20 protein-coding genes and 1 pseudogene are annotated in these 18,666 nt (G+C 57.4%); 14 read left to right on the top strand and 7 right to left on the bottom strand.

Features of this window, described 5'->3' with window-relative positions:
- The 4 genes from ACN0TA_RS17720 to ACN0TA_RS17735 all read left to right on the top strand — a co-directional run.
- Positions 1–469 (top strand): YjbH domain-containing protein (locus tag ACN0TA_RS17720; RefSeq protein WP_417585432.1); only part of this gene is annotated, 469 nt, incomplete at its 5' end.
- Positions 466–1,101 carry a YjbF family lipoprotein gene (locus ACN0TA_RS17725; RefSeq protein WP_417585434.1) on the top strand — a complete coding sequence of 212 codons (636 nt, stop codon included), beginning with the start codon at positions 466–468 and terminating at the stop codon, positions 1,099–1,101. The genes ACN0TA_RS17720 and ACN0TA_RS17725, both read left to right, overlap by 4 nt.
- Positions 1,091–2,506 (top strand): polysaccharide biosynthesis/export family protein, encoded by a 1,416-nt coding sequence (locus ACN0TA_RS17730; RefSeq protein ID WP_417585436.1) that lies wholly within the window; start codon positions 1,091–1,093, stop codon positions 2,504–2,506. The genes ACN0TA_RS17725 and ACN0TA_RS17730 overlap by 11 nt, the downstream gene beginning before the upstream one ends.
- Positions 2,507–2,640: 134 nt before the next feature.
- A complete protein-coding gene (locus tag ACN0TA_RS17735) occupies positions 2,641–3,156 on the top strand; it encodes an SGNH hydrolase domain-containing protein (protein WP_417585438.1) in 516 nt (171 codons plus the stop codon).
- On the opposite strand, the gene ACN0TA_RS17740 is transcribed toward ACN0TA_RS17735, so the two are convergent.
- Positions 3,146–3,826: a recombinase family protein gene (locus tag ACN0TA_RS17740; protein WP_417585440.1), complete on the bottom strand. Its 681-nt coding sequence runs from the start codon at positions 3,824–3,826 to the stop codon at positions 3,146–3,148. The two genes, ACN0TA_RS17735 and ACN0TA_RS17740, sit on opposite strands and share 11 nt — an antisense overlap.
- 121 nt (positions 3,827–3,947) lie before the next feature.
- Between ACN0TA_RS17740 and ACN0TA_RS17745 the strand changes: the two genes are divergently transcribed.
- Positions 3,948–4,394: a DUF1153 domain-containing protein gene (locus tag ACN0TA_RS17745; RefSeq protein WP_417585442.1), complete on the top strand. Its 447-nt coding sequence runs from the start codon at positions 3,948–3,950 to the stop codon at positions 4,392–4,394.
- Positions 4,294–5,043 (top strand): transposase, encoded by a 750-nt coding sequence (locus ACN0TA_RS17750; RefSeq protein WP_417585444.1) that lies wholly within the window; start codon positions 4,294–4,296, stop codon positions 5,041–5,043. Before ACN0TA_RS17745 ends, ACN0TA_RS17750 begins: the two co-directional genes overlap by 101 nt.
- Here the strand turns inward: ACN0TA_RS17750 and ACN0TA_RS17755 are convergent.
- The 5 genes and pseudogenes from ACN0TA_RS17755 to mobQ all read right to left on the bottom strand — a co-directional run bounded on the left by ACN0TA_RS17755 (position 4,997) and on the right by mobQ (position 9,611).
- A complete protein-coding gene (locus ACN0TA_RS17755) occupies positions 4,997–5,683 on the bottom strand; it encodes a sugar transferase (protein ID WP_417585446.1) in 687 nt (228 codons plus the stop codon). The genes ACN0TA_RS17750 and ACN0TA_RS17755 overlap by 47 nt on opposite strands.
- 310 nt (positions 5,684–5,993) lie before the next feature.
- Positions 5,994–6,689 carry a metallophosphoesterase family protein gene (locus ACN0TA_RS17760; RefSeq protein ID WP_417585448.1) on the bottom strand — a complete coding sequence of 232 codons (696 nt, stop codon included), beginning with the start codon at positions 6,687–6,689 and terminating at the stop codon, positions 5,994–5,996.
- 28 nt (positions 6,690–6,717) lie between these two features.
- A pseudogene (locus ACN0TA_RS17765) lies at positions 6,718–7,518 on the bottom strand (IS481 family transposase).
- Positions 7,519–7,582: 64 nt separating this feature from the next.
- Entirely contained in the window at positions 7,583–8,095 is a 513-nt protein-coding gene (locus ACN0TA_RS17770) for a hypothetical protein (RefSeq protein WP_417585450.1), read from the bottom strand.
- A gap of 244 nt (positions 8,096–8,339) precedes the next feature.
- A complete protein-coding gene (gene mobQ / locus ACN0TA_RS17775; RefSeq protein WP_417585452.1) occupies positions 8,340–9,611 on the bottom strand; it encodes a MobQ family relaxase in 1,272 nt (423 codons plus the stop codon).
- 635 nt (positions 9,612–10,246) lie between these two features.
- On the opposite strand from mobQ, the gene ACN0TA_RS17780 reads away from it, so the two are divergent.
- The 6 genes from ACN0TA_RS17780 to ACN0TA_RS17805 all read left to right on the top strand — a co-directional run bounded on the left by ACN0TA_RS17780 (position 10,247) and on the right by ACN0TA_RS17805 (position 15,189).
- Positions 10,247–10,525, top strand: coding sequence for a mobilization protein (locus ACN0TA_RS17780; protein WP_417585454.1), 279 nt, complete (start codon positions 10,247–10,249; stop codon positions 10,523–10,525).
- Entirely contained in the window at positions 10,522–12,204 is a 1,683-nt protein-coding gene (locus ACN0TA_RS17785) for a type IV secretory system conjugative DNA transfer family protein (protein ID WP_417585456.1), read from the top strand. Before ACN0TA_RS17780 ends, ACN0TA_RS17785 begins: the two co-directional genes overlap by 4 nt.
- A gap of 116 nt (positions 12,205–12,320) precedes the next feature.
- Positions 12,321–12,773, top strand: coding sequence for a hypothetical protein (locus tag ACN0TA_RS17790; protein ID WP_417585458.1), 453 nt, complete (start codon positions 12,321–12,323; stop codon positions 12,771–12,773).
- A 254-nt stretch (positions 12,774–13,027) separates the two neighbouring features.
- Positions 13,028–14,056 carry a replication initiator protein A gene (locus tag ACN0TA_RS17795; RefSeq protein ID WP_417585460.1) on the top strand — a complete coding sequence of 343 codons (1,029 nt, stop codon included), beginning with the start codon at positions 13,028–13,030 and terminating at the stop codon, positions 14,054–14,056.
- Between the two features lie 108 nt (positions 14,057–14,164).
- On the top strand, positions 14,165–14,839 hold the full coding sequence (locus ACN0TA_RS17800) for a ParA family protein (protein WP_417585462.1): 675 nt from the start codon (positions 14,165–14,167) through the stop codon (positions 14,837–14,839).
- Entirely contained in the window at positions 14,839–15,189 is a 351-nt protein-coding gene (locus ACN0TA_RS17805; protein WP_417585464.1) for a hypothetical protein, read from the top strand. Before ACN0TA_RS17800 ends, ACN0TA_RS17805 begins: the two co-directional genes overlap by 1 nt.
- 38 nt (positions 15,190–15,227) lie before the next feature.
- On the opposite strand, the gene ACN0TA_RS17810 is transcribed toward ACN0TA_RS17805, so the two are convergent.
- Positions 15,228–15,749 (bottom strand): recombinase family protein, encoded by a 522-nt coding sequence (locus ACN0TA_RS17810; RefSeq protein WP_417585488.1) that lies wholly within the window; start codon positions 15,747–15,749, stop codon positions 15,228–15,230.
- 212 nt (positions 15,750–15,961) lie between these two features.
- On the opposite strand from ACN0TA_RS17810, the gene ACN0TA_RS17815 reads away from it, so the two are divergent.
- Both ACN0TA_RS17815 and ACN0TA_RS17820 read left to right on the top strand, forming a co-directional pair.
- Entirely contained in the window at positions 15,962–17,407 is a 1,446-nt protein-coding gene (locus ACN0TA_RS17815) for a mannose-1-phosphate guanylyltransferase/mannose-6-phosphate isomerase (protein ID WP_417585466.1), read from the top strand.
- Between the two features lie 111 nt (positions 17,408–17,518).
- Positions 17,519–18,601 (top strand): glycosyltransferase family 4 protein, encoded by a 1,083-nt coding sequence (locus ACN0TA_RS17820; RefSeq protein WP_417585468.1) that lies wholly within the window; start codon positions 17,519–17,521, stop codon positions 18,599–18,601.
- Positions 18,602–18,666: the final 65 nt, after the last annotated feature.

Consider the following 18,666-nt stretch of genomic DNA (forward strand, 5'->3'; position numbering starts at 1 on the left):
TCGCCTGGCCCTAGGGGCGGAGATGAACTATGTGCGTCAGCGCGATTTCGACGTGCAGTTCGGCTTTCAGGATTATACGATCGCCACCGGTCATCTCTCCGCCTATTATGATCTACCCGGAGACTATCACGTCCAGATGGACGCAGGCCGCTATCTGGCCGGTGATTATGGCGCCACACTGACACTGGACCGGGAGTTCGCCAATGGGTTTAAGGTCGGCGCCTTCTTCACCCTAACCACGGTGAGCTTTAATGACTTTGGCGAGGGCAGTTTCGATAAAGGTATCCGACTGGAGATCCCAGTGTCCTGGTTGACCGGACGCCCGTCGCGCGACCGGCTGGCGCAGGTGATCCGCCCAGTACTGCGCGATGGCGGTGCTCGTCTCAATGTGCGCAACCGGCTCTATGGCGTCACTCGGGAGGCGCGCACCCAGCAGCTGGTCAAAGGCTGGGGGAGATTCATGCGATGACGCGCCTGTGGCCTTTGCTGTCCGTCCTGCTGCTCCTGTCCTGTGGTGAGGCAAAGGACGATCTTGATCTGTTGCGCAGCGCATTTCAGCCCGATGCACCCCGCTTCCATCCACGAGCCACGGCGCTGGCCTCCGTCCGGCCGATCCCACCCCGACTGGAGGTGGGGTTTCCGGACCGAGATCTGAGCGGTGTCATGCTCTTGGAAACTGAACGCGCAGGCGTGCAGACCTGGCTGACCGCCGATGGCGCGACAATTACCCTCCAGAGAGGTTTTCTGACCTCAGCCAAGGGCTTTGGATCCGGCCTAGCAGGGTCGGATGTGCAGCAAAGCGCGGATCTGGTGCTAGCGGCGCGGGATGGCACTGCTGAACGTTTCCACAGCTTCCTCAATGGAAACGACCAGATCGAACTGCACGCCTACAAATGCCAAGTGGCAAGCAAGGGCGACGAGGATATCTTCCTGCGCGGTGCGCCAGTTTCCACTCGAAAGGTCGAAGAGCGCTGCCACGGACTGGCGGAAAGCTTCACAAATACATATTGGATCAGGCAGGGGGTAGTTGTGCAATCCACCCAGTGGACCGGCAGCTTCCTTGGCACCCTTTTCATGAAACGGGTGTCGGATGAAAATTGAAGTAAAGTTGATTGGAGGACGCATCGTGCGCCGCATTCCCCTTGCCCTCAGCGCTCTGGCTCTAACCGGGCTGGCTTCCAGCTGCTCCACCATCTACCGCAGCCCCTCCGTGAAAGCGGGAGCGACGGATTCGGGTGTAGTGCGGGTGGTCACGATGACACCGGAGACCGTGCTGGTCGCTAACCGCGCCGCCTATAACCCTAAAACCCTTCCGACCGTGTTCCGGATCTCCGCTGGCTCCGGCGCCGGAGCCAGCCCCCGCGGGCTGGGCCTGCTGCCCGATGCGCCCTCGTCTCAAGACGGCAACCGCCAAGCGCTGCAGCTAACCCCTCCGCCCAGCGTTGACCCCGGCCCCTACACCATCGGCATCGGCGACGTGTTGACGCTCTCCACGCCGTCGACCCAAGGCACGGTGGCGGAGTTGTCAGGGCTGCTGGCAGCGCAAAACAGCCGCAACGGCTATACTGTACAGGATGACGGCTCAATCAACATCCCCGACGTGGGCCGGATGAGAATTGTCGGCCTCACCGTAGATGAGGCCGAGGCGCTCTTGTTCCAGCGCCTCGTGGAAAACCAGATTGACCCGACGTTCAGCCTCGAAGTCTCCGAGTTCAACTCCCGCCGCGTTTCGATTGGCGGTGCCGTGGGCCAGCCAGGCGTGCTGCCGATCACCTTGACACCGCTCACCTTGGGTGAGGCGCTGGCCGCCGCAGGCTCGGTCTCGATCTCAGATATCGGTACCAGCTCAGTGCGGATCTATCGCGATGGCGCCATGTATCAGATTCCGCTGGAAGATCTTTATGCCCGCTCCGATCTGCAGCGCCTGAACTTGCTAGCAGGCGATTCGGTGTTCGTAGACAGCCATTATGACTTGGGCCGCGCAGAACGCTATTTCGCCCAGCAAATCCAGCTGCAACAGACCACGCTAGCGGGCCGCCGCGCCGCAATTGACGAACTGACTACCGCGCTCACCCTACGCCGTGCTGACTTCAATGAGCGCCGCGAAAACTTCACCCAGGCTGTAGACCTAGACGCGGTGGAGCGGGATTATGTATACCTTAGCGGCGAGGTCCGCACTCAGGGCCGTTACACGCTGCCGTTTGAGCGCAAGGCGACGCTGGCGGACGCGCTATTCGAAACCGGAGGCGGCATCGCCAAGGAAACCGGAGATGCCTCCGAAGTCTATGTGCTACGCGCATCCGATGATCTACGCGAGTTCGGCGCGGTAACCGCTTGGCACCTGAACGTGCGCAACGCCGCCCACCTGCCGCTGGCCACGCGCTTCGAGCTGCGGCCGGATGACATCGTGTTCGTAGCCGAGAACCCGGTAACTCGCTGGGGGCGCACGATCAACCAGATCACACCGTCGTTGATTAACGGGTCGATTAATGCAGTGACCAACTGAAGATTACAATCACCACGGCCCGCATTCGAGCCTCGACGGGCTCACCCGGCGGGAGTATCACCAACGGTCAGTAGAGGACCAAACCCTGAACAGAGCGAACTAATATCCGCGGAGGACTCTAAGGGGAGCACGTCATGGCTGCGCGTTGGGCCTTATATGTCGAGGGAACCCGCCCAGAAGGAGAGGCTGGCACCGATGTACGGCTTGAATGGACGGGAGAGCGGTCACAAGATGTTCGTGCTTTCGATAATGCCACCTTGGTCGAATACAGTTTGCGTGAAACGATCACGCGCATTCTTGCGATGAACAAGCAAGTCATACTAGTTGGTCCAGTGCCTGAGATCGGTCGAAGTGTACCAACACGCCTTGCACGCGCGGACCTTCTCGGACTGGTGTCGGCACCATCTCTAACAAGGGCGACACATGACGCGCGTATATCACGAGCAGAGGAAATGCTAAGGGGGTTCGCCGGTACCAGCGAGCTTGTGCATTATGTCAGCCTTTCGAATCTGTTTTGTGATGCGCAGTTATGTCGGATCCGTTTGGAGAACGGCATGCCTATATACTTTGATGGCAATCATATCAGCCAGGCAGGTGCGGAGGCCCTGCTCCCTCAGGGCCTTCAAGATATCTGGTCTACTATGCGATAGACGCTGCATCGCTCTTCACCAAAATTACATTCCGAACCGTTGTCGCGTGCCATTCTCCGCCCCGTGCGGTTTTGATGCCCCGCGCGTTCAATTCCGCCGCGATCTGGCGAAGGGATGCGCCCCCTGCCCTGATCTGCTCGACCACTGGCAACACGTTCTCAGCATGGGTCAGAGCCCGCGCCCTGTTCACCGCCGCGCCTTTCCGCGCCGCCTGACGCTGCTCAGAAGCCCGCTCAGGGATAGACCAGCCCAACTTGACACCCCGTGCCTTTGCTGCTGCCAGCGCCGCCTTGGTGCGCTCTGAGATTGCGCGGCCCTCTTGTTCTGCAACTGCAGCCATTATGTGCAGCACGAAACGGTTAGCCTCTGGCATATCCGCCGCCGTAACCTCGACCCCGCTTTCCAGAAGGTTTGCGATGAATGCCACATTGCGGGCGAGACGATCCAACTTGGCAATGAGCAACACGGCCCCTGCCCGCTTCGCTTCTGCCAGCGCACGCGCCAACTCAGGACGATCTGATCGCTTGCCGCTTTCCACCTCGACAAACTCTGCCACGACCTCGCCCCGGCCCAGGACATGCGCCGCAACCGCCGCGCGTTGTGCTTCCAGCCCCAAACCGCTCTGGCCCTGGCGTTCGGTGGATACGCGAAGGTAGGTGACAAATTTCATAGCGCGGGCCTTTCGATCCTAGGGGCAATCTTAGGATGTATAAAAACCCTACGTCCGTTGTGCTTTTATACACATGTGTGCATTTGCGTATTTACGCAAGTACGTAGCAATGAGTATGACGATGGACGACAGTATCAAACGGTGGACGGCGAAGCGTAAGACAGCGCTCGTGATCGAGATCATCCAGGGCAAAACGACCGTGTCGGAGGCAAGTCGATCATTCGACCTCACACCCTCCGAGATCGAGAGCTTGGTCGAAGACGCGAAGCGGGGTATGGAGAATTCCCTGCGCGCCAACCTGCTCGACATCCGCGAGCAATACGAGAAGCAGCTGCGGGACCTGCAGGAAGCCTATGGCGGGGCTATGCTGGAGCTACTGGCCCGAAAAAGCTTCAGGCCCTGCTGGATGCGCAGGACGGGAATTGATCCGTTGCATCCAGCAGGGCCTCTTGGCGGAGGGCGTTGCGGTGTCGATCGCCAAGCTCTGCACGTGGTTCGACATTCCCCGGCGAACGGTCTACTACAAGCCGGTGAAAGCCGCGCCGAAGGTCGATACCCGCTTCTCTGAGCCGATCAAGAAGATGATCGAAGAAGAGCCTTCCTTCGGTTATCGCACGGTCGCCTGGCTCTTAGGCTTCAACAAGAACACGGTGCAGCGGATCTTCCAGATCAAGGGCTGGCAGGTGCGCAAACGCCCGGTCGGCATGCGCCCCCGCATTCAAGCCGTTCCGTCAGTCGCCGCTGCGCCGAACGAGCGTTGGGCGACCGATCTCGCTCGCATCTGGACGGGCAAGGACGGCTGGGCATCGCTGGCTCTGTTGATCGATTGCCACACGCGTGAGCTGCTGGGCTGGCACCTGTCGAAATCCGGCAAGGCGACAACCGCCAGCGCCGCTCTCGAACATGCGCTGATCGCGAGGTTCGGCACTCTGGGCAAGGTCGAGGAAGAGTTCCTGCTTCGCTCGAACAACGGCCTGGTCTTCACCAGCCTGCACTTCACGGCAATCGTCCGCAGCTACGGGCTCAAGCAGGAGTTCATCACTCCGCACTGCCCGCAACAGAACGGGATGGTCGAACGCTTTATCCGGACCTTGAAGGAGCAATGCGTGCATCGCCACCGCTTCAAAAGCATCCAACCTGAATACAGTAGCCGGCAAACCGCGGCGCGGTTCAGCGTCCTGTCTTCCACAACACGGCAGCACCAGTACGTAGAATGATTTTCAGATCCCCGATAAAGCTACAGGAAGAAAGATAGGCCACATCTAAAGCCACCCGTTCGTCATAACTGATGTCATTTCTACCCGAGACTTGCCACAATCCAGTAATGCCCGGCTTCTGCGCCAGATAGGCTGGCAAGTAGCTTCCATATTTAGCTAACTCCTCGGTAACGATCGGTCGGGGGCCTACAAAACTCATCTCCCCCTTCAGCACGTTCCAAATTTGTGGAAGCTCATCAAGACTCGTCTTGCGCAGAACGTGACCCAGCCGATTGATCCGCGGGTCATTAGTCAGCTTATGATCTCGGCACCATTCCTCCGCCGCCTCGGGATTAGCGTCCAAATACTCTTTCAGACGAGCTTCAGCGCCCACCACCATGCTACGAATTTTCCAGCATTTGAATCGCTGACCATCGCGCCCTACCCGAGTATGACCAAAGAAACCACTTCCGCCATCAAGCCGAACGATACCCCACAACACGAAAATTACAGGCACTATAACTGGCAGAAGTAGTATACTGAACATAATATCAAAGCCTCTTTTACCGACTCTGACGTAAAAACTAGATAGCCTATTTTCGGGGATTCGTAGGCCAGTGGGTTCACCAACTAAGTACCGATTGAGTGCAAAATCCTGCATAATCAAACACCTTATGAAACATCAACAACATCAATGCGCCTTAATCAAACCTCTCCCTATGGGGTAGGCTCGACAAGCAATACGCTCAATGTGAACTAAACTTAAGGGGTATTTTATATACTTTTGCTATGTTGGTTAACACTTGAGCAAAAACTAGGCATAGTCCATCCGCGGTTCAGCAGGTGTAAAGCCTCTCTGAAGCGGCACATCTTTTGGGATATTTTATCCCTTATGATGGAGGACGACTTCGATTGCAGGCCACCACAGGTAAAGCATTCTCACGTGAGCGTGAAACCAACCCGAATCGCCATCACACCTTCACAGAAATGACGCTTATCTCACGTTCACTCAAGCAAACCGCCGAAAGTACCCCGGTTGCATAGGCTCCTGTATCCACCGCAATCCGACCATGTTTTGCCCCCGCCTCCTGAACAATCGTATGGCCATGTACCACCCAAATCCCGTCCCGCCGCGCAGTGTACAGGAAATCAGGATGTCCCCATATCAGCACATCCCTTGATTGAGCCTCTGGTACTGTAAACGGATCTGCTCCTGCATGAGCTACCAAAATGTTGCCCGACAGCACAGAAGTCGCCAGACCGCCAATCCAACTGATCAAGTGGTCTCCCATCGCGGCATGAAGTTGATCACGGCATGAGGTGAGTTCTTCCAAGGTCATTTGGGGACGAACGCCACGGATGCCGAAAGAGGCCAGCGTCTGCAGTCCGCCATTCCTAATCCAACGGCCTCCTTCGCGCCCAGGATCTTCTAAAAAGCGCAGCAGCATGTCTTCGTGGTTCCCCATCAGACAAGTTATACTAGTTTCCATACTAAGATAACGCAGCACGTCAGCGCTTTGCTCGCCCCGGTCGATATAATCTCCGACCAGAATAATCTGGTGATCTTGCGGCACTTTTTGAAGCAGGTCCTCCAAAACTGATAAGCAACCATGTACATCCCCTACAACGCACAAAGGTGTATCTGGTATCGGAGCAGGAAAATCCACGCGCCGCCGCATCCAATGCCTAAGCTTCTCAAAAGAGGACGACAGCATGATCGGTAGCACCTTCGTTGTTCAGTCTCGGCATTTGGTAGATCTGGTTCAAGATGAATATATCCAGCTCTGAAGTCCAGATTTTGGAGATGTACTTGTAGGGTGTGAGCCTATTGAGAGTCTTGAGGCGACACGCGCTGTCGTGAAATCTGCAAAGAGCATCCGTAGCTACTCACGGCTGTCGTAGTGGAAGCGATTGACGGTTGCGTCCTTGATCGTGCGCTTCAGTCTCTCAAGCTGCCCATTGGTCCAAAGGTAATTTGGCTTGGTGAGGCAGTTTTCGATCCCGTTGATCTCACAGATCGTGTCGAAACGTATTGGCCGGGAATACGCGGTGTGTCGGTTCTGCGTCTGCTCGGTGAACTGAATGCCATCGTTGGTGAGGACGGTGTGTAAGAAGCCGACGGGATAAGCAGGAGCTTCGACCGCTTCGGCTTATCACCCTAGACATCCAAGCAAGCGCGAGATGCCGTGATGTTGCAAGCATCGATGTAGTGCTGAACGCGCCAGGTACGGGATGGTAGGCAGCAAGGCATAGAGGCAGTCGTCCAGTGGAACAACATATGGCGCCAAAACGCGACGATGGCCGCCTCCGTTAGGACCGTCGCACTTAGTTCCTTGGGAGCGTCTTAAGGTTCTCGACCGTCTGGCGTTTTCGCCACTTTATAACCCTCAGGACGTTGATCTCCAACTCCTAACTCAACATCGCGATCGAAGCCTTCGATCGCGGCGTTACTGCTCTTGTTACATACGTAGTGGTGGCGCTTTCATGACAAACTATGTCAAATAGGCGATCCTTCCATTCTCAAGAAAGGATCGCACCATCAAGCTGTGGGATCAAACGCCTATGTTGTGCTGCAATCAGATACCCCCATGGCAATGATCTGACTGCCTTTCACCTTATAAACCCCAGAAATGCGATTGCGACCTTCCGACATGAACCAGTCTTGCAAAGGCTTAGGGTAGTATGCTGCCATCACGCGGCTGAAGTAATCGAAGTCTTTCTGCGCAAGGCGGCGCCCACTACTCGATGGCCCATGAAAGCCGAAGATGGTGTCTGGGCTAACGCAAGCATCAGGAAGTCCCAAAAACATCGTGCAGGTAGAGTAACAGACTCGGCCACGGATCTCGACTCTCACCTTGTTTTGTTCCAAGTTTTTCAATTCGATCAGTCGGTCATGTAAATAGCCGCCGCGATCATTGCCCACTACATAAGATTGCTGAGCAATCGCGGCCGCTGGCAACAAAAGAAGTGAAACAACACTGAGGGTTGCAACCATCTTAGCTGCTAGATCGTGGCTAGTCCGAGTGTGTTTCAGCAGTGCTGCCAACGGGCATGCGAGTTTCTGTGCCAGCATAGTCAAACCTCCAAAGCGCAACAGGCGTTGGAGATTGACTACGCAGCCGGTGTGAGATGACGTGGCTGAGGATGTGGCGAAATTTCGCCTCTTACTTACAACTTATCAATTAGTTACCGAAAAATAGATGTGCACTAAGCCTTTGCAGAAGGCAGCCCAATGTGCCGGAGCCACAACCTACTAAGTTCAGGTATTGGCGCCCGACTGTATACGCGCCGGCAGCAGGCCACTCCCACGAGAGACACTAGAGGCTATGACCTTTGCTCCGATCCCGGTCCCGCGTGTTTTCAGCCTCTTTGCCCTCGCGCTCTTGCTTCCTCTCGCCCTCGATCTCCAGCTTTTCACGTGGCTTGTTCAGCACGTCCTTCAGCCGCGCGTTGACGGACGACCTCTGATCCTTCTGAGAGACCATTTCAGAGCGTTCGCCCCCTTGCCGGGGCTCCATGGCACGAGAGGTCTCTGTCTCCATAATCTCCTTCAACCGCTCCCGCGCAGAAGCGCGACCTTCCGGCTTCGGCGTATCGTCCTGATCCCGTGACCGGCCCACGACACGCGCCAGACGCTCTCGAATATCCTCCGGGTTCCGCGCATCACCGCGATCTTTCGTGGTGGCGGCTCTGAGCGCTGCCAGACCGGCAGAGACACGTCCCTGCCCCGCGTCACGCTCGGCCCCATAGGTCTCACGCGCCAGCTCCAACCGCTCGCGCATTTCGCGGAACGCAGCGCGGGCCTGGCGTGCGGCGTAGACAACTGCTCCCCGCTCGGTGACGGGGACGTATTCCTGCCCCTGACGCTCAGCCGTTGCCTTCGCGCGCCGCTCCATAGCATTGGCCGCCGGCCCCAGTTTCAGCTCGGGGTCGCGGTCCAACTCCTCGGCGGCCAGATCGTCCCCCCGCTCCAGCGCAGCCTCCCGCTGCTTTTCAAGCGACCGGTGATCGACACGCTCCACCTCCGCTGCCCGCTCCAGGGCGCGGTTCTGCAACTCGGCCCAGAGGCCGCGCATCTGCTCGATCTCGATGCCGCCAGTTTTGGCGGCATCGAGCACCCGCGTCTTTGTCGTGAAGCCCTCGGCTTCCAGTTTGCGGGTAGACGTCAGAACGTGAGCATGGTGGTTCCTCTGATCGCCTTCCCGATGCGGCGCGTGGATCGCCACATCGACGGCCACGCCGTAGCGGCTGACCAGTTCCTGGGCGAAGTCACGAGTGATTTGGGACCGGGCCTCGGCGCTGATCTCGGATGGTAGGGCCAGCTCCCATTCGCGAGCTGTGACGGAGTTGCGGCGGGTCTCGCTGGCCTCGACCTCGTTCCAGAGGCGAGACCGATCCGTCGCCCAATCGGGTGCATCCTTCGGGGTCAGGATGAAGGTCTCCTCGATACCCTGCTTGCGGGTGTAATCGTGGATGCGACCTTCGCGATGGCACTCGATGCGTTCCCCGACACGATAGGCCGCCGCCGCCGTGGCAGAGCGTCCGGCGCTGCGTTTGATCGTCTTCACGGAGAGGTGGTAACTGGCCATGCGCCCTCCCCTCTCCGATGAAGCGAACAACCATCGCGCGCGTGGCTGCTGCCCCCGGCCCAGGCTTTGACATGGGCCAGGGGGAAAGACAGCCCGGCTGAAGGGTTGAGCGAGCTTCTCGGAGACCGTTCCGGGAACGGTCTCGCTCGCGAACACGCAACCTCTGAGGCCTGCGCTAGCCAGCGCACTGCTCCCCAATCCCCAGCCTTGTGAGGGGCGGGATTTGGGGACAGGTCACTGGCCGTTTGCCTTCGGCAAACTTGGTATCGCGGAAGTGCAGCAGCACTGCAGCGCGATACCTCCCGCAAGGGAGACGCCAACAACAGACCGGCCCCCTCTGCGGGGCATCGGTCGATATGTTGGTGCGACATTGCGGGACGCGATCCAACCGCTGAGGTTGGTTCTGGAGGGTTTGGGAGGGCGAAGGCACCTCCCATTCCGCCGCGTTTCGCGGCGGATGGAGTTGGCCATCGGCTGAGGCTTTGCCTCAAGGAGATCGCACGCAAATTTCGGAACCGAAGGTGAAGAGTTTGCATAAGTGCGCCCTTGTCCTTTACAGGCCTACGGGTACACTCTAAGGTTGATTAGGTAAAGTTAAAATTCAACCATTGGAATTAATCAGTGAGGCTGGTGATTTGGCCGAGACAGAACTTGAACGCGCCGAGAAGCGCTATGCTCAAGCGAAAGCCCGACTTCAGGCGCTCAGGAACCGAGAAGCCACAAGACAGCGCAAGCTGGATACCCGGCGCAAAGTCATCATCGGCGGGGCTCTCTTCGATCTGGCCGAACGGGATTCTTCGGCCTCTGCAATGCTGGATCGATTGATCCGCAATCTCTCCCGCGAACAGGACCGCAAAGCCTTCGCGGACTGGGATGCCCCTACCCCTGATCCCGAGATGGACAGCGCCACATGATGCGCACCCTTAGCTTAGCCTTCTGGCGGCTGTTTCGGATCATCCAGATTATGATCGTGACCCCGATCCTGATCGGGGGGACTTTCGTCTTCCTGCTGCTCGGTGCAGCGGCTGGTGCGGTGGTCGCGACTCCACTCGTCTTCGCCTTCTTCGACCAGGTGCCTGGCGAAGAGAGTCTCGCCAACTGGTTGGTGCTAATCCCCTGCATGGGGATCGGCGCTGTTGTTGGCGTGGCAATGTGGTTGCAGATGTCCGGTGCCGAGACCTTCTTCGGGACCCTCATCGGGTCCAGCCATGGCTCGGCGCGCTTCGCGGGCAAGCGTGATCTCAAGGCCTTGGAGCAAGCCAAGGGCCTCCTGATTGGCCGCAACCCGCGAACAGGCAAACTCCTGTCCTATGACGGTCCAGCACACCTTCTGACCCTCGCCCCGACACGGGCCGGTAAAGGTGTCGGCACAGTGATCCCAAACCTGTTGGTGGCGGAGCGCTCCGTACTGGTCATTGACCCGAAAGGCGAGAATGCCAGGATTGCCGGAACCGCGCGCGAACAGTTTGGCACGGTCCATGTCCTTGATCCCTTCGATGTCAGCGACACAGGCAAGGTCTCCGGTCGGCCCTCTGCCGCCTACAATCCGCTCGACCGCCTTGACGCAAACAATCCCGATCTGAGCGAAGACGCCGCGTCTCTGGCGGACGCCTTAGTCTTTGACCCCGCTCAGCAAACTGGGGATGCGCACTGGAACGAGGAAGCCAAGGCACTGATCGCCGGTCTGATTATGTTTTGCGTGGCCCATGAAGAACCGGAGCGGCGCAACCTCGGGTCCGTCCGGGAGTATCTCACTCTACCTCCCGATCGACTGAATGCGCTTCTTGAGCTGATGCAGGATAGCGATGCAGCGGATGGGCTCATCGCCCGCGCGGCCAATCGGTTCGTTGGCAAGGCGGATCGGGAAGCCGCCTCGGTTCTCTCGAACGCGCAGCGCCACACCCATTTTCTGGATAGCCCCCGGATCGCCAGGTGTATGGCGCGGTCGGATTTCGCATTCTCTGACCTGCGCCACCAGGTCACCTCTGTTTTCCTTGTTCTGCCACCCAACCGGTTGGACGCCTACAGCCGCTGGCTGCGCCTCCTGGTCTCTCAGGCCCTTCAGGACATCGCACGGGATGCTGAACGGCCTCAGCCCGCGTCAGAGGGCCCCTCTGAGCAGCTCAAGGCTCCGACGCTCTTCCTCCTCGATGAATTTGCAGCTCTAGGCCGTCTGGAGGCCGTGGAGCGCGCTATGGGGCTAATGGCAGGCTATGGTCTACAGCTTTGGCCGATCCTGCAGGACATGAGCCAGTTGCGCGACCTCTACGGGCAACGCGCGGCGACTTTCGTGGCCAATGCCGGGGTGCAACAGGTCTTTGGTGTCAACGACTACGACACGGCAAAATGGCTAAGCCAGACATTGGGGCAGGAGACCATTGGCTATCAGACCGAAAGCCGCAAACCGGGAGACATGCCCACGACCGGCATACAGGTCACGGGTCGTGATCTTCTGACCCCTGACGAGATCATGCAGCTTCCACCAGATCTCCAACTCCTCCGCGTCCAAGGGCAAGCCACCGCCGTCGCGCAAAAGCTGCGCTACTACGCCGATCCTGAATTTGTCGGGCTCTTCACGCCCGAAGCCAGTTAAACTGAAAGTACGTTTCTATGTCTAATACTCTGCCCTCTCCTACCCATATCTCAGACGACGACCTGCGCGAAACGCTTGACCTCCTTGCCACAGCTGTCGCGAGCATTTCGGATCGCGTGGACGATCAGACGCGCATCCTAGACCGCGTGAACAAGACGGCGACAGAAGCCAGGTCTGCCGCTTTTGCGGCGCAAAGGCAGACCGACCCTGAAGCCTACGGAGAGATGATTGCAGCTATGCTGGATCGCCATCTCTACGAAAGCTTCAATCGCCTGGTGAAGGTCACCACCATTTTGCATGAACAAACAAACCATACACGCGATGTTCTGGAGAAGGCCGAAGAGGACAAATGGGCGATCCTGCAGGATGTGCGGAATCGTGATGGCGAGGCTGAGCGCTTGAAGCTCCGTTTGCCTTGGTTTGCTCTGGGTGCTGCTGCTCTTACTCTGGTGCTGACTGTTGCGCTTCCTCGTTTCTTAGCTAGCAACGGCGTTGCATGTGCAGTTCTCGGGGCTGAGTGGACAGCGACAACCTCGGGGATCAATGCTTGCGTGTTTTATCAACGTTGAGCGGGGGTCGGCTGGTGTCGGCAAGTTTTGGCTGAGGAGCCTAGTGTTATATATGTGTTAGAATCTGTGTTACGGGTTGGCTGAGGCTGATTTTACCAAATTACTTCAGTGCATTACAAAATTCCGGTGCAGCTAATATCCCGATAGAGTGCAGGTGTTATCCGAAAAACTGCAGCTGTTATCCCGATACGACTTGCAGTGCAGCTAATATCCCGATAGACCACTAGTGCAGGTGTTATCCCGATAGGTGCTTCATGGACGAAGATCATCGCCCCCTCCTCCCAGATCGCCATCCTCAGGCCAATCTATTCATTTGTGATGTGGCAGATGCGGTCATTAAAAGCGACATGGCGTCTATGGAGCATCCAATCTTCACCCTTTCAAAAAAGCCGATCCGCGATGTTAAAAGATATGAGCATGGGGATGTAGTCTTGGAGGTTACTCCTGGCCCCAAGGGAATTGCGAACATCTACGACAAGGACATTCTGATTTTTGCAATTAGCCAAATCATGGCTGCTCGCAATGAAGGTCGTCCTTACTCGCGAGAAATCCAGTTCCAGGCACAGGACTTCTTAGAGTTTAGCAATCGTCATACCGGTGGGCACGACTATGATCTTTTACGCGATTCCCTGGACCGCTTAGACAGCACTCGCCTTCGGACGACAATCAAGACAGGCGGCGACGAGACTTGGGAGGCATTCGGCCTGATCGAAGGAGCCAAGATCAAGCGAAAACGACATGATGGTCGCGTCACTGAATGGGGCCTCAAACTCTCTGAGTGGCTTTTCAAGGCAATCGAGGCCAACGAAGTTCTGACCCTGCATCCGGATTATTTTCGTCTTCGTAAACCAATCGAACGCCGAATTTACGAGATCGCGCGCAAGCACTGTGGGTCGAAGGAAACTTGGCAGATCGGCCTCAAGAAGCTTCAAAAGAAGTGCGGTTCGAGTGATGCAATTCGCAATTTTCGACTGTCTGTTCGCGCATTGTGCGATTTTGATCACCTTCCCGACTATTCAGTGAGTATGGAAGGCGACATGGTCTCATTCCGTAACCGTGTGTCACAACAGGTAGTTGTTGGAACCGGGTTCTCTAGCAAACTCATGCCAGATACCTACGAGGCAGCACGACAAGCTGCTCCTGGCTGGGATGTGTATGTGATTGAGCAGGAATGGAGGGCGTGGGTCATGAGCCTGCTGGATCAGGGCATGGAACCACCGCGAAATCCGGACAGCGCTTTCATCGGCTTTTGTAGGAAGTGGGCGGCACGTCAAGATTCATAGACATATAATATGCCGTATAAAGTATCACGCAATATAATAGGCCTTGCATTAAAAATTACGTGACATATTTTATAGCCGTTATATAAAAAAGAAACAGCGAGCACACATATGATTGTAAGCATCCTCTCCCCCAAGGGTGGCTGTGGGAAATCCACTGCGGCTCTGACTTTGGCGTCGGTTTTTGCAAGAAACGAAGACCTCGCTATTGCCGTTGTGGATGCAGATCCTCGGCAAAGCATCGCGCGTGTCTGGTTGGGGAAACGCAATGAAGAGAACCTTGGTCCTGCCCCGTTCAAGGTGATCTCGGATCCTTCCGATAGCACAATCCTAGACACACTAGAGGAGGTAGGCGAAGACTATGACCTTGTGTTTGTTGATCTCGAAGGCGTGGCTGGTCTCATGGCATCCTATGCAGCTTCGGCATCTGACCTTTGCATTGTACCGATGCGCCCGAGTGCCTTGGATGGTGATGCAGCAGGTGCTGCTCTTAAAATGATCCGGGATGCGGGGCGTGCCGCAAGGCGTACAGTGCCAGCTTGCATTTTGATTACGCAGACGGACGCCGCTATTGTCACGACATCTCACAAAGAGCTTCTGGCTGAACTGGACGGAGGGGGAGTGAAGCGCCTGCAAACCGAACTTATGCGACGAGCACCTCTTGAACGGGTTATGGCAGAAGGCAGAACGCTTTTCGAACTGCGCGACAGCCAATCTGTAAAGAGTGCTATCAGCAATGCCGCGCGGCTTGGAAAAGAGTTGGCAGAGATATTGGAGGCACAGTGATGGCAGGAACGTTTCTGAATCTGGGCGACGACGATCAAGATGACGGCTCGGAGCCTAAGATTGGGGCAGGATTAAAGAGAAAGACAAAAATCTCTCGCCCTAAAGCCGATGCTGAAGCTGTTGCTGCTGCAGGGCGTGCTAACGGCTTCAGCCGGTCTACAGACGTTGCACAACCAGTGTCGCCTCCAAGACGTGGACGGCCACCGTTGAACGAAGACATGACGTACTGGCGCATTTATGTTTCCTCTGATCTCCGCAATCAGCTCAACACACTGCGAGACAAGGAGGGAAGGCGGTTAAACGACGTTTTGGCTGATATGCTTGCCGCGTACCAAAATGGGAAGGCCTGATACTGGTACGTGCCTCCACGGGTGGCCTATTAGACTGTTTAAGCGCGTCGCACAGTACGCTCACTCACCTTGAATAGCCGGGCAATCTCCGCAATGGCTCGTTGCTCCTCATCACGCATGCGCCGCACTTCGATTTTTTGGGCAGTAGAAAGGGCAGGGGGTCTTCCACCGACACGCCCTCTCATGCGTGCAGATACCAAGCCTTCCTTAGTCCGCTCTGAAATTCTCACGCGCTCAAATTGGGCTATTGAGGCGAAGACATGAAACACCAGACGGCCCGCTGGCGTTGTTGTGTCGATGTCTTCGGCCAAGGATCGAAAGCCGACACCTTGTTCCTGGATCGTTTCCACGATTTCTAAGAGGTCCTTCAGAGGTCGCGCCAGGCGGTCATACTTCGTGACAATTACAACGTCGCCTTCACGGAGTTGCTCCAGCATTTTACCCAGTTCCGGACGTTGACGTCTCGATCCGCTGATTTTGTCTGCAAAAACTTTCTCGGCACCGACTGCCGAAAGAGCAACGGTTTTGCCGGGAGAGTTGGCCTTAGTTAAGCGTTTGATCTGGGCTGGCTAGGAACCTCCGGCCAAGAAAGACCGTTTAAGGCGGCTTGATGATGTAATCGTCTCCCGTAGTGTATTATTGCGATCCCACTTTGGTACAGCGATGCCGTCAAGAGGGGACATCATTAAGGCCTGGCGCAGCCCTAAATCTTGTCCGTGAAGCCATTTTACAGTACGATCAAATCCAATTGAAATTTGATCGAGTATTATTCATGTTGATTACCCCCGTCCTCCTATGCGGAGGCTCAGGAACCCGTTTGTGGCCCTTGTCGCGTAAAAGTTATCCGAAACAGTTCGTGCCGCTAATGGGTAGGGAGACCCTATTTCAGGCCACGGCCCGGCGGCTGACAGGGAAAACCGGCAGCCTGCGCTTTGCCGCGCCTATGGTGCTGACCAACGCCGATTTCCGCTTCATCGTTACCGAACAGCTGCAGGCCGTCGGCGTCGACCCCGGCGCCATTCTGATTGAGCCCGAAGGCCGCAACACCGCGCCCGCGGTGCTGGCTGCCTCGCTGCGCGCCGTGGAGGCGGATCCCGATGCGCTGCTCTTGGTGGCACCTTCGGACCATGTGGTGCCGGACACCGCCGCCTTCCACGCCGCCGTGGCCAAAGGGCTTGAGGCGGTGGCAGAGGGGCAGATGGTCACCTTCGGCATCACACCAACCCACGCCGAAACCGCTTATGGCTATCTCGAGCTCGCGGCCGTGCCAGGGGCCGCAGGCACGCCGGATGGCGCCGCAGTGCCGCTCAGGCAGTTCGTCGAAAAACCCGATGCCGCCCGCGCCGCCGATATGCTGGCGGCGAGCAATTTCAAATGGAACGCGGGCATTTTCCTGTTCCGGGCCGCCGGTATGATTGCCGCCTTCCAGACTCATGCACCGACCCTGATCGAGCCGGTGCAGGCGGCGCTGGACGGGGCCAAACCTGACCTCGGCTTCCTGCGCCTAGCGCCGGAGCCGTGGAGCGACGCCAAGGACATCTCGATCGATTATGCGGTGATGGAAAAGGCGGACAATCTTTCGGTGGTGCCCTTTGATGCGGCTTGGTCCGATCTAGGCGGCTGGGATGCGGTCTGGCGCGAAAGCACCCCGGATGCGGACGGCGTTGTCGCTAGCGGCGGCGCCACGGCAATTGACTGCCAGGACACGCTGCTGCGCTCCGACAGCGAGCGACTGGAGATGGTCGGCATCGGGCTGGACGGCATAATGGCGGTGGCGATGAACGACGCGGTGCTTGTCGCCGACAAATCCCGTGCCCAGGATGTGAAGCTGGCGGTGGCGGCGCTGAAGCAAAAGGGCGCCTCCCAGGCTACCCAGTTCCCCAAGGACCACCGCCCTTGGGGCTGGTTCGAAAGCTTGGCAGTGGGCGACCGGTTCCAGGTCAAGCGGATCCTCGTGCACCCCGGCGCGGCGCTGAGTCTGCAAAGCCATTTCCACCGCTCCGAGCATTGGATCGTGGTAGAAGGCACCGCCAGGGTGACGGTGAATGACGAGGTGAAACTCGTGACCGAAAACGAAAGCGTCTACATTCCGCTGGGAGCCGTCCACCGGATGGAAAACCCCGGGAAAGTGCCGATGGTGCTCATTGAGGTACAGACCGGCGCCTACGTGGGAGAGGATGACATCGTGCGTTACGAGGACGTTTATGCGCGCGGTTAAATCTTACACGGAGTGCCGTAGAGGCTGATGAGCACCTTCCCTTATGGCAGGTATGACTTGGGTGCGCGCACGATCTTGTAACAGATGATGCAGTCAAAGGACACCAGCGGTGTGAGCGATCTTATACTTAATGCGCGTTTTCTGACGCGCCCGCAAACCGGTGTGGACCGGGTGGCCCAGGAGCTGACTGCGGCTCTCATAGAGGACAGGCCTGGATTGCGGATCCGCGCGCTCTGTCCAAGAGAGGGGGTTGTCCATCAGGAAGACCGGCCGACGGCCCTGATGCAACATGTTCAACGTTCTGCGTCTTCTCTGAAAGGGCAACTTTGGGAGCAGGTGCATTTGGCTGGCGCTCATAAGAATGATTGGTTGCTGTCGCTTTGCAATATGGGGCCGGTGTGGCGCAAGCGGCAGATTGTGATGATCCATGACGCGCAAGTGTTCCGCCAGCCAGACTCCTACTCACGAGCTTTCCGGGGGTGGTATCAGCTGCTTCAGCCGCTGCTGGGGCGGCGGGCCGCTATGGTTCTTACCGTTTCAGAACATTCCAAGCATGAACTGGAACAGTTTGGTGTCGTTCCCAGCGGCAAAACAAGAGTTGTGCCCAACGGTGCAGACCACATCCTGAGGATTGGCCTTGATGGAACGGCTTTGGCACGCTGGGGACTGGAGCGTGGACGCTACTTTCTAGCTCTGGGAAGCCTCGCACCGCACAAGAACCTCGCCATGCTGGTCGCTGCGGCCAAGGCTCGCGAGGACCAAAGCATCCCGCTTGTGATTGCCGGTGGGGGAAATGCAACTGTTTTCAGCAGCAACGGCATCGTTTCCGGAGAGGGCATTCGTGTTCTTGGCCGGGTGAGCGAAGCGGAATTGCGGACCCTATATGAGTATGCGACCGCTTTGGCCTTTCCCTCACTGACCGAAGGATTTGGCTTGCCTCCCGCTGAGGCGATGTTCTGCGGGTGCCCGGTCATTTCGTCTACCGGAGGGGCTATTCCCGAGGTCTGTGGATCGGCAACTTTGGCGTTAGGCCCTTACGATCAGGCAGGCTGGACCAGAGCCATGGAGGAGCTCGCGGAAAATAGCGGGCTGCGGCACTCTCTCTCGGAGCGGGGCCGGGCGCAAGCAGCAAAATTCACCTGGAGGGCGGCAGCCAAGCGGCTTGCCAGCCATCTTTCAGAATTGCCGAACTAGGCCGGCAGCCATAGGGAACCCCCGACAGCCCTTGAACCGTCGCTTTTGCTGGTGAGTGTGAGAAA

Origin of the sequence: Pelagibacterium sp., from assembly GCF_048264985.1 — a bacterium.
Lineage (GTDB): Bacteria > Pseudomonadota > Alphaproteobacteria > Rhizobiales > Devosiaceae > Pelagibacterium.

What these genes read in the sequence shown, in the direction of transcription:
- ACN0TA_RS17805 (WP_417585464.1), top strand. Translation starts at nt 14,839, where the DNA reads ATGGCAGGAACGTTTCTGAATCTGGGCGACGACGATCAAGATGACGGC.
- ACN0TA_RS17800 (WP_417585462.1), top strand. Translation starts at nt 14,165, where the DNA reads ATGATTGTAAGCATCCTCTCCCCCAAGGGTGGCTGTGGGAAATCCACT.
- mobQ (WP_417585452.1), bottom strand. Translation starts at nt 9,611, where the DNA reads ATGGCCAGTTACCACCTCTCCGTGAAGACGATCAAACGCAGCGCCGGA.
- ACN0TA_RS17795 (WP_417585460.1), top strand. Translation starts at nt 13,028, where the DNA reads ATGGACGAAGATCATCGCCCCCTCCTCCCAGATCGCCATCCTCAGGCC.
- ACN0TA_RS17815 (WP_417585466.1), top strand. Translation starts at nt 15,962, where the DNA reads ATGTTGATTACCCCCGTCCTCCTATGCGGAGGCTCAGGAACCCGTTTG.
- ACN0TA_RS17770 (WP_417585450.1), bottom strand. Translation starts at nt 8,095, where the DNA reads ATGCTGGCACAGAAACTCGCATGCCCGTTGGCAGCACTGCTGAAACAC.
- ACN0TA_RS17785 (WP_417585456.1), top strand. Translation starts at nt 10,522, where the DNA reads ATGATGCGCACCCTTAGCTTAGCCTTCTGGCGGCTGTTTCGGATCATC.
- ACN0TA_RS17735 (WP_417585438.1), top strand. Translation starts at nt 2,641, where the DNA reads ATGGCTGCGCGTTGGGCCTTATATGTCGAGGGAACCCGCCCAGAAGGA.
- ACN0TA_RS17745 (WP_417585442.1), top strand. Translation starts at nt 3,948, where the DNA reads ATGGACGACAGTATCAAACGGTGGACGGCGAAGCGTAAGACAGCGCTC.
- ACN0TA_RS17730 (WP_417585436.1), top strand. Translation starts at nt 1,091, where the DNA reads ATGAAAATTGAAGTAAAGTTGATTGGAGGACGCATCGTGCGCCGCATT.
- ACN0TA_RS17755 (WP_417585446.1), bottom strand. Translation starts at nt 5,683, where the DNA reads ATGCAGGATTTTGCACTCAATCGGTACTTAGTTGGTGAACCCACTGGC.
- ACN0TA_RS17740 (WP_417585440.1), bottom strand. Translation starts at nt 3,826, where the DNA reads ATGAAATTTGTCACCTACCTTCGCGTATCCACCGAACGCCAGGGCCAG.
- ACN0TA_RS17725 (WP_417585434.1), top strand. Translation starts at nt 466, where the DNA reads ATGACGCGCCTGTGGCCTTTGCTGTCCGTCCTGCTGCTCCTGTCCTGT.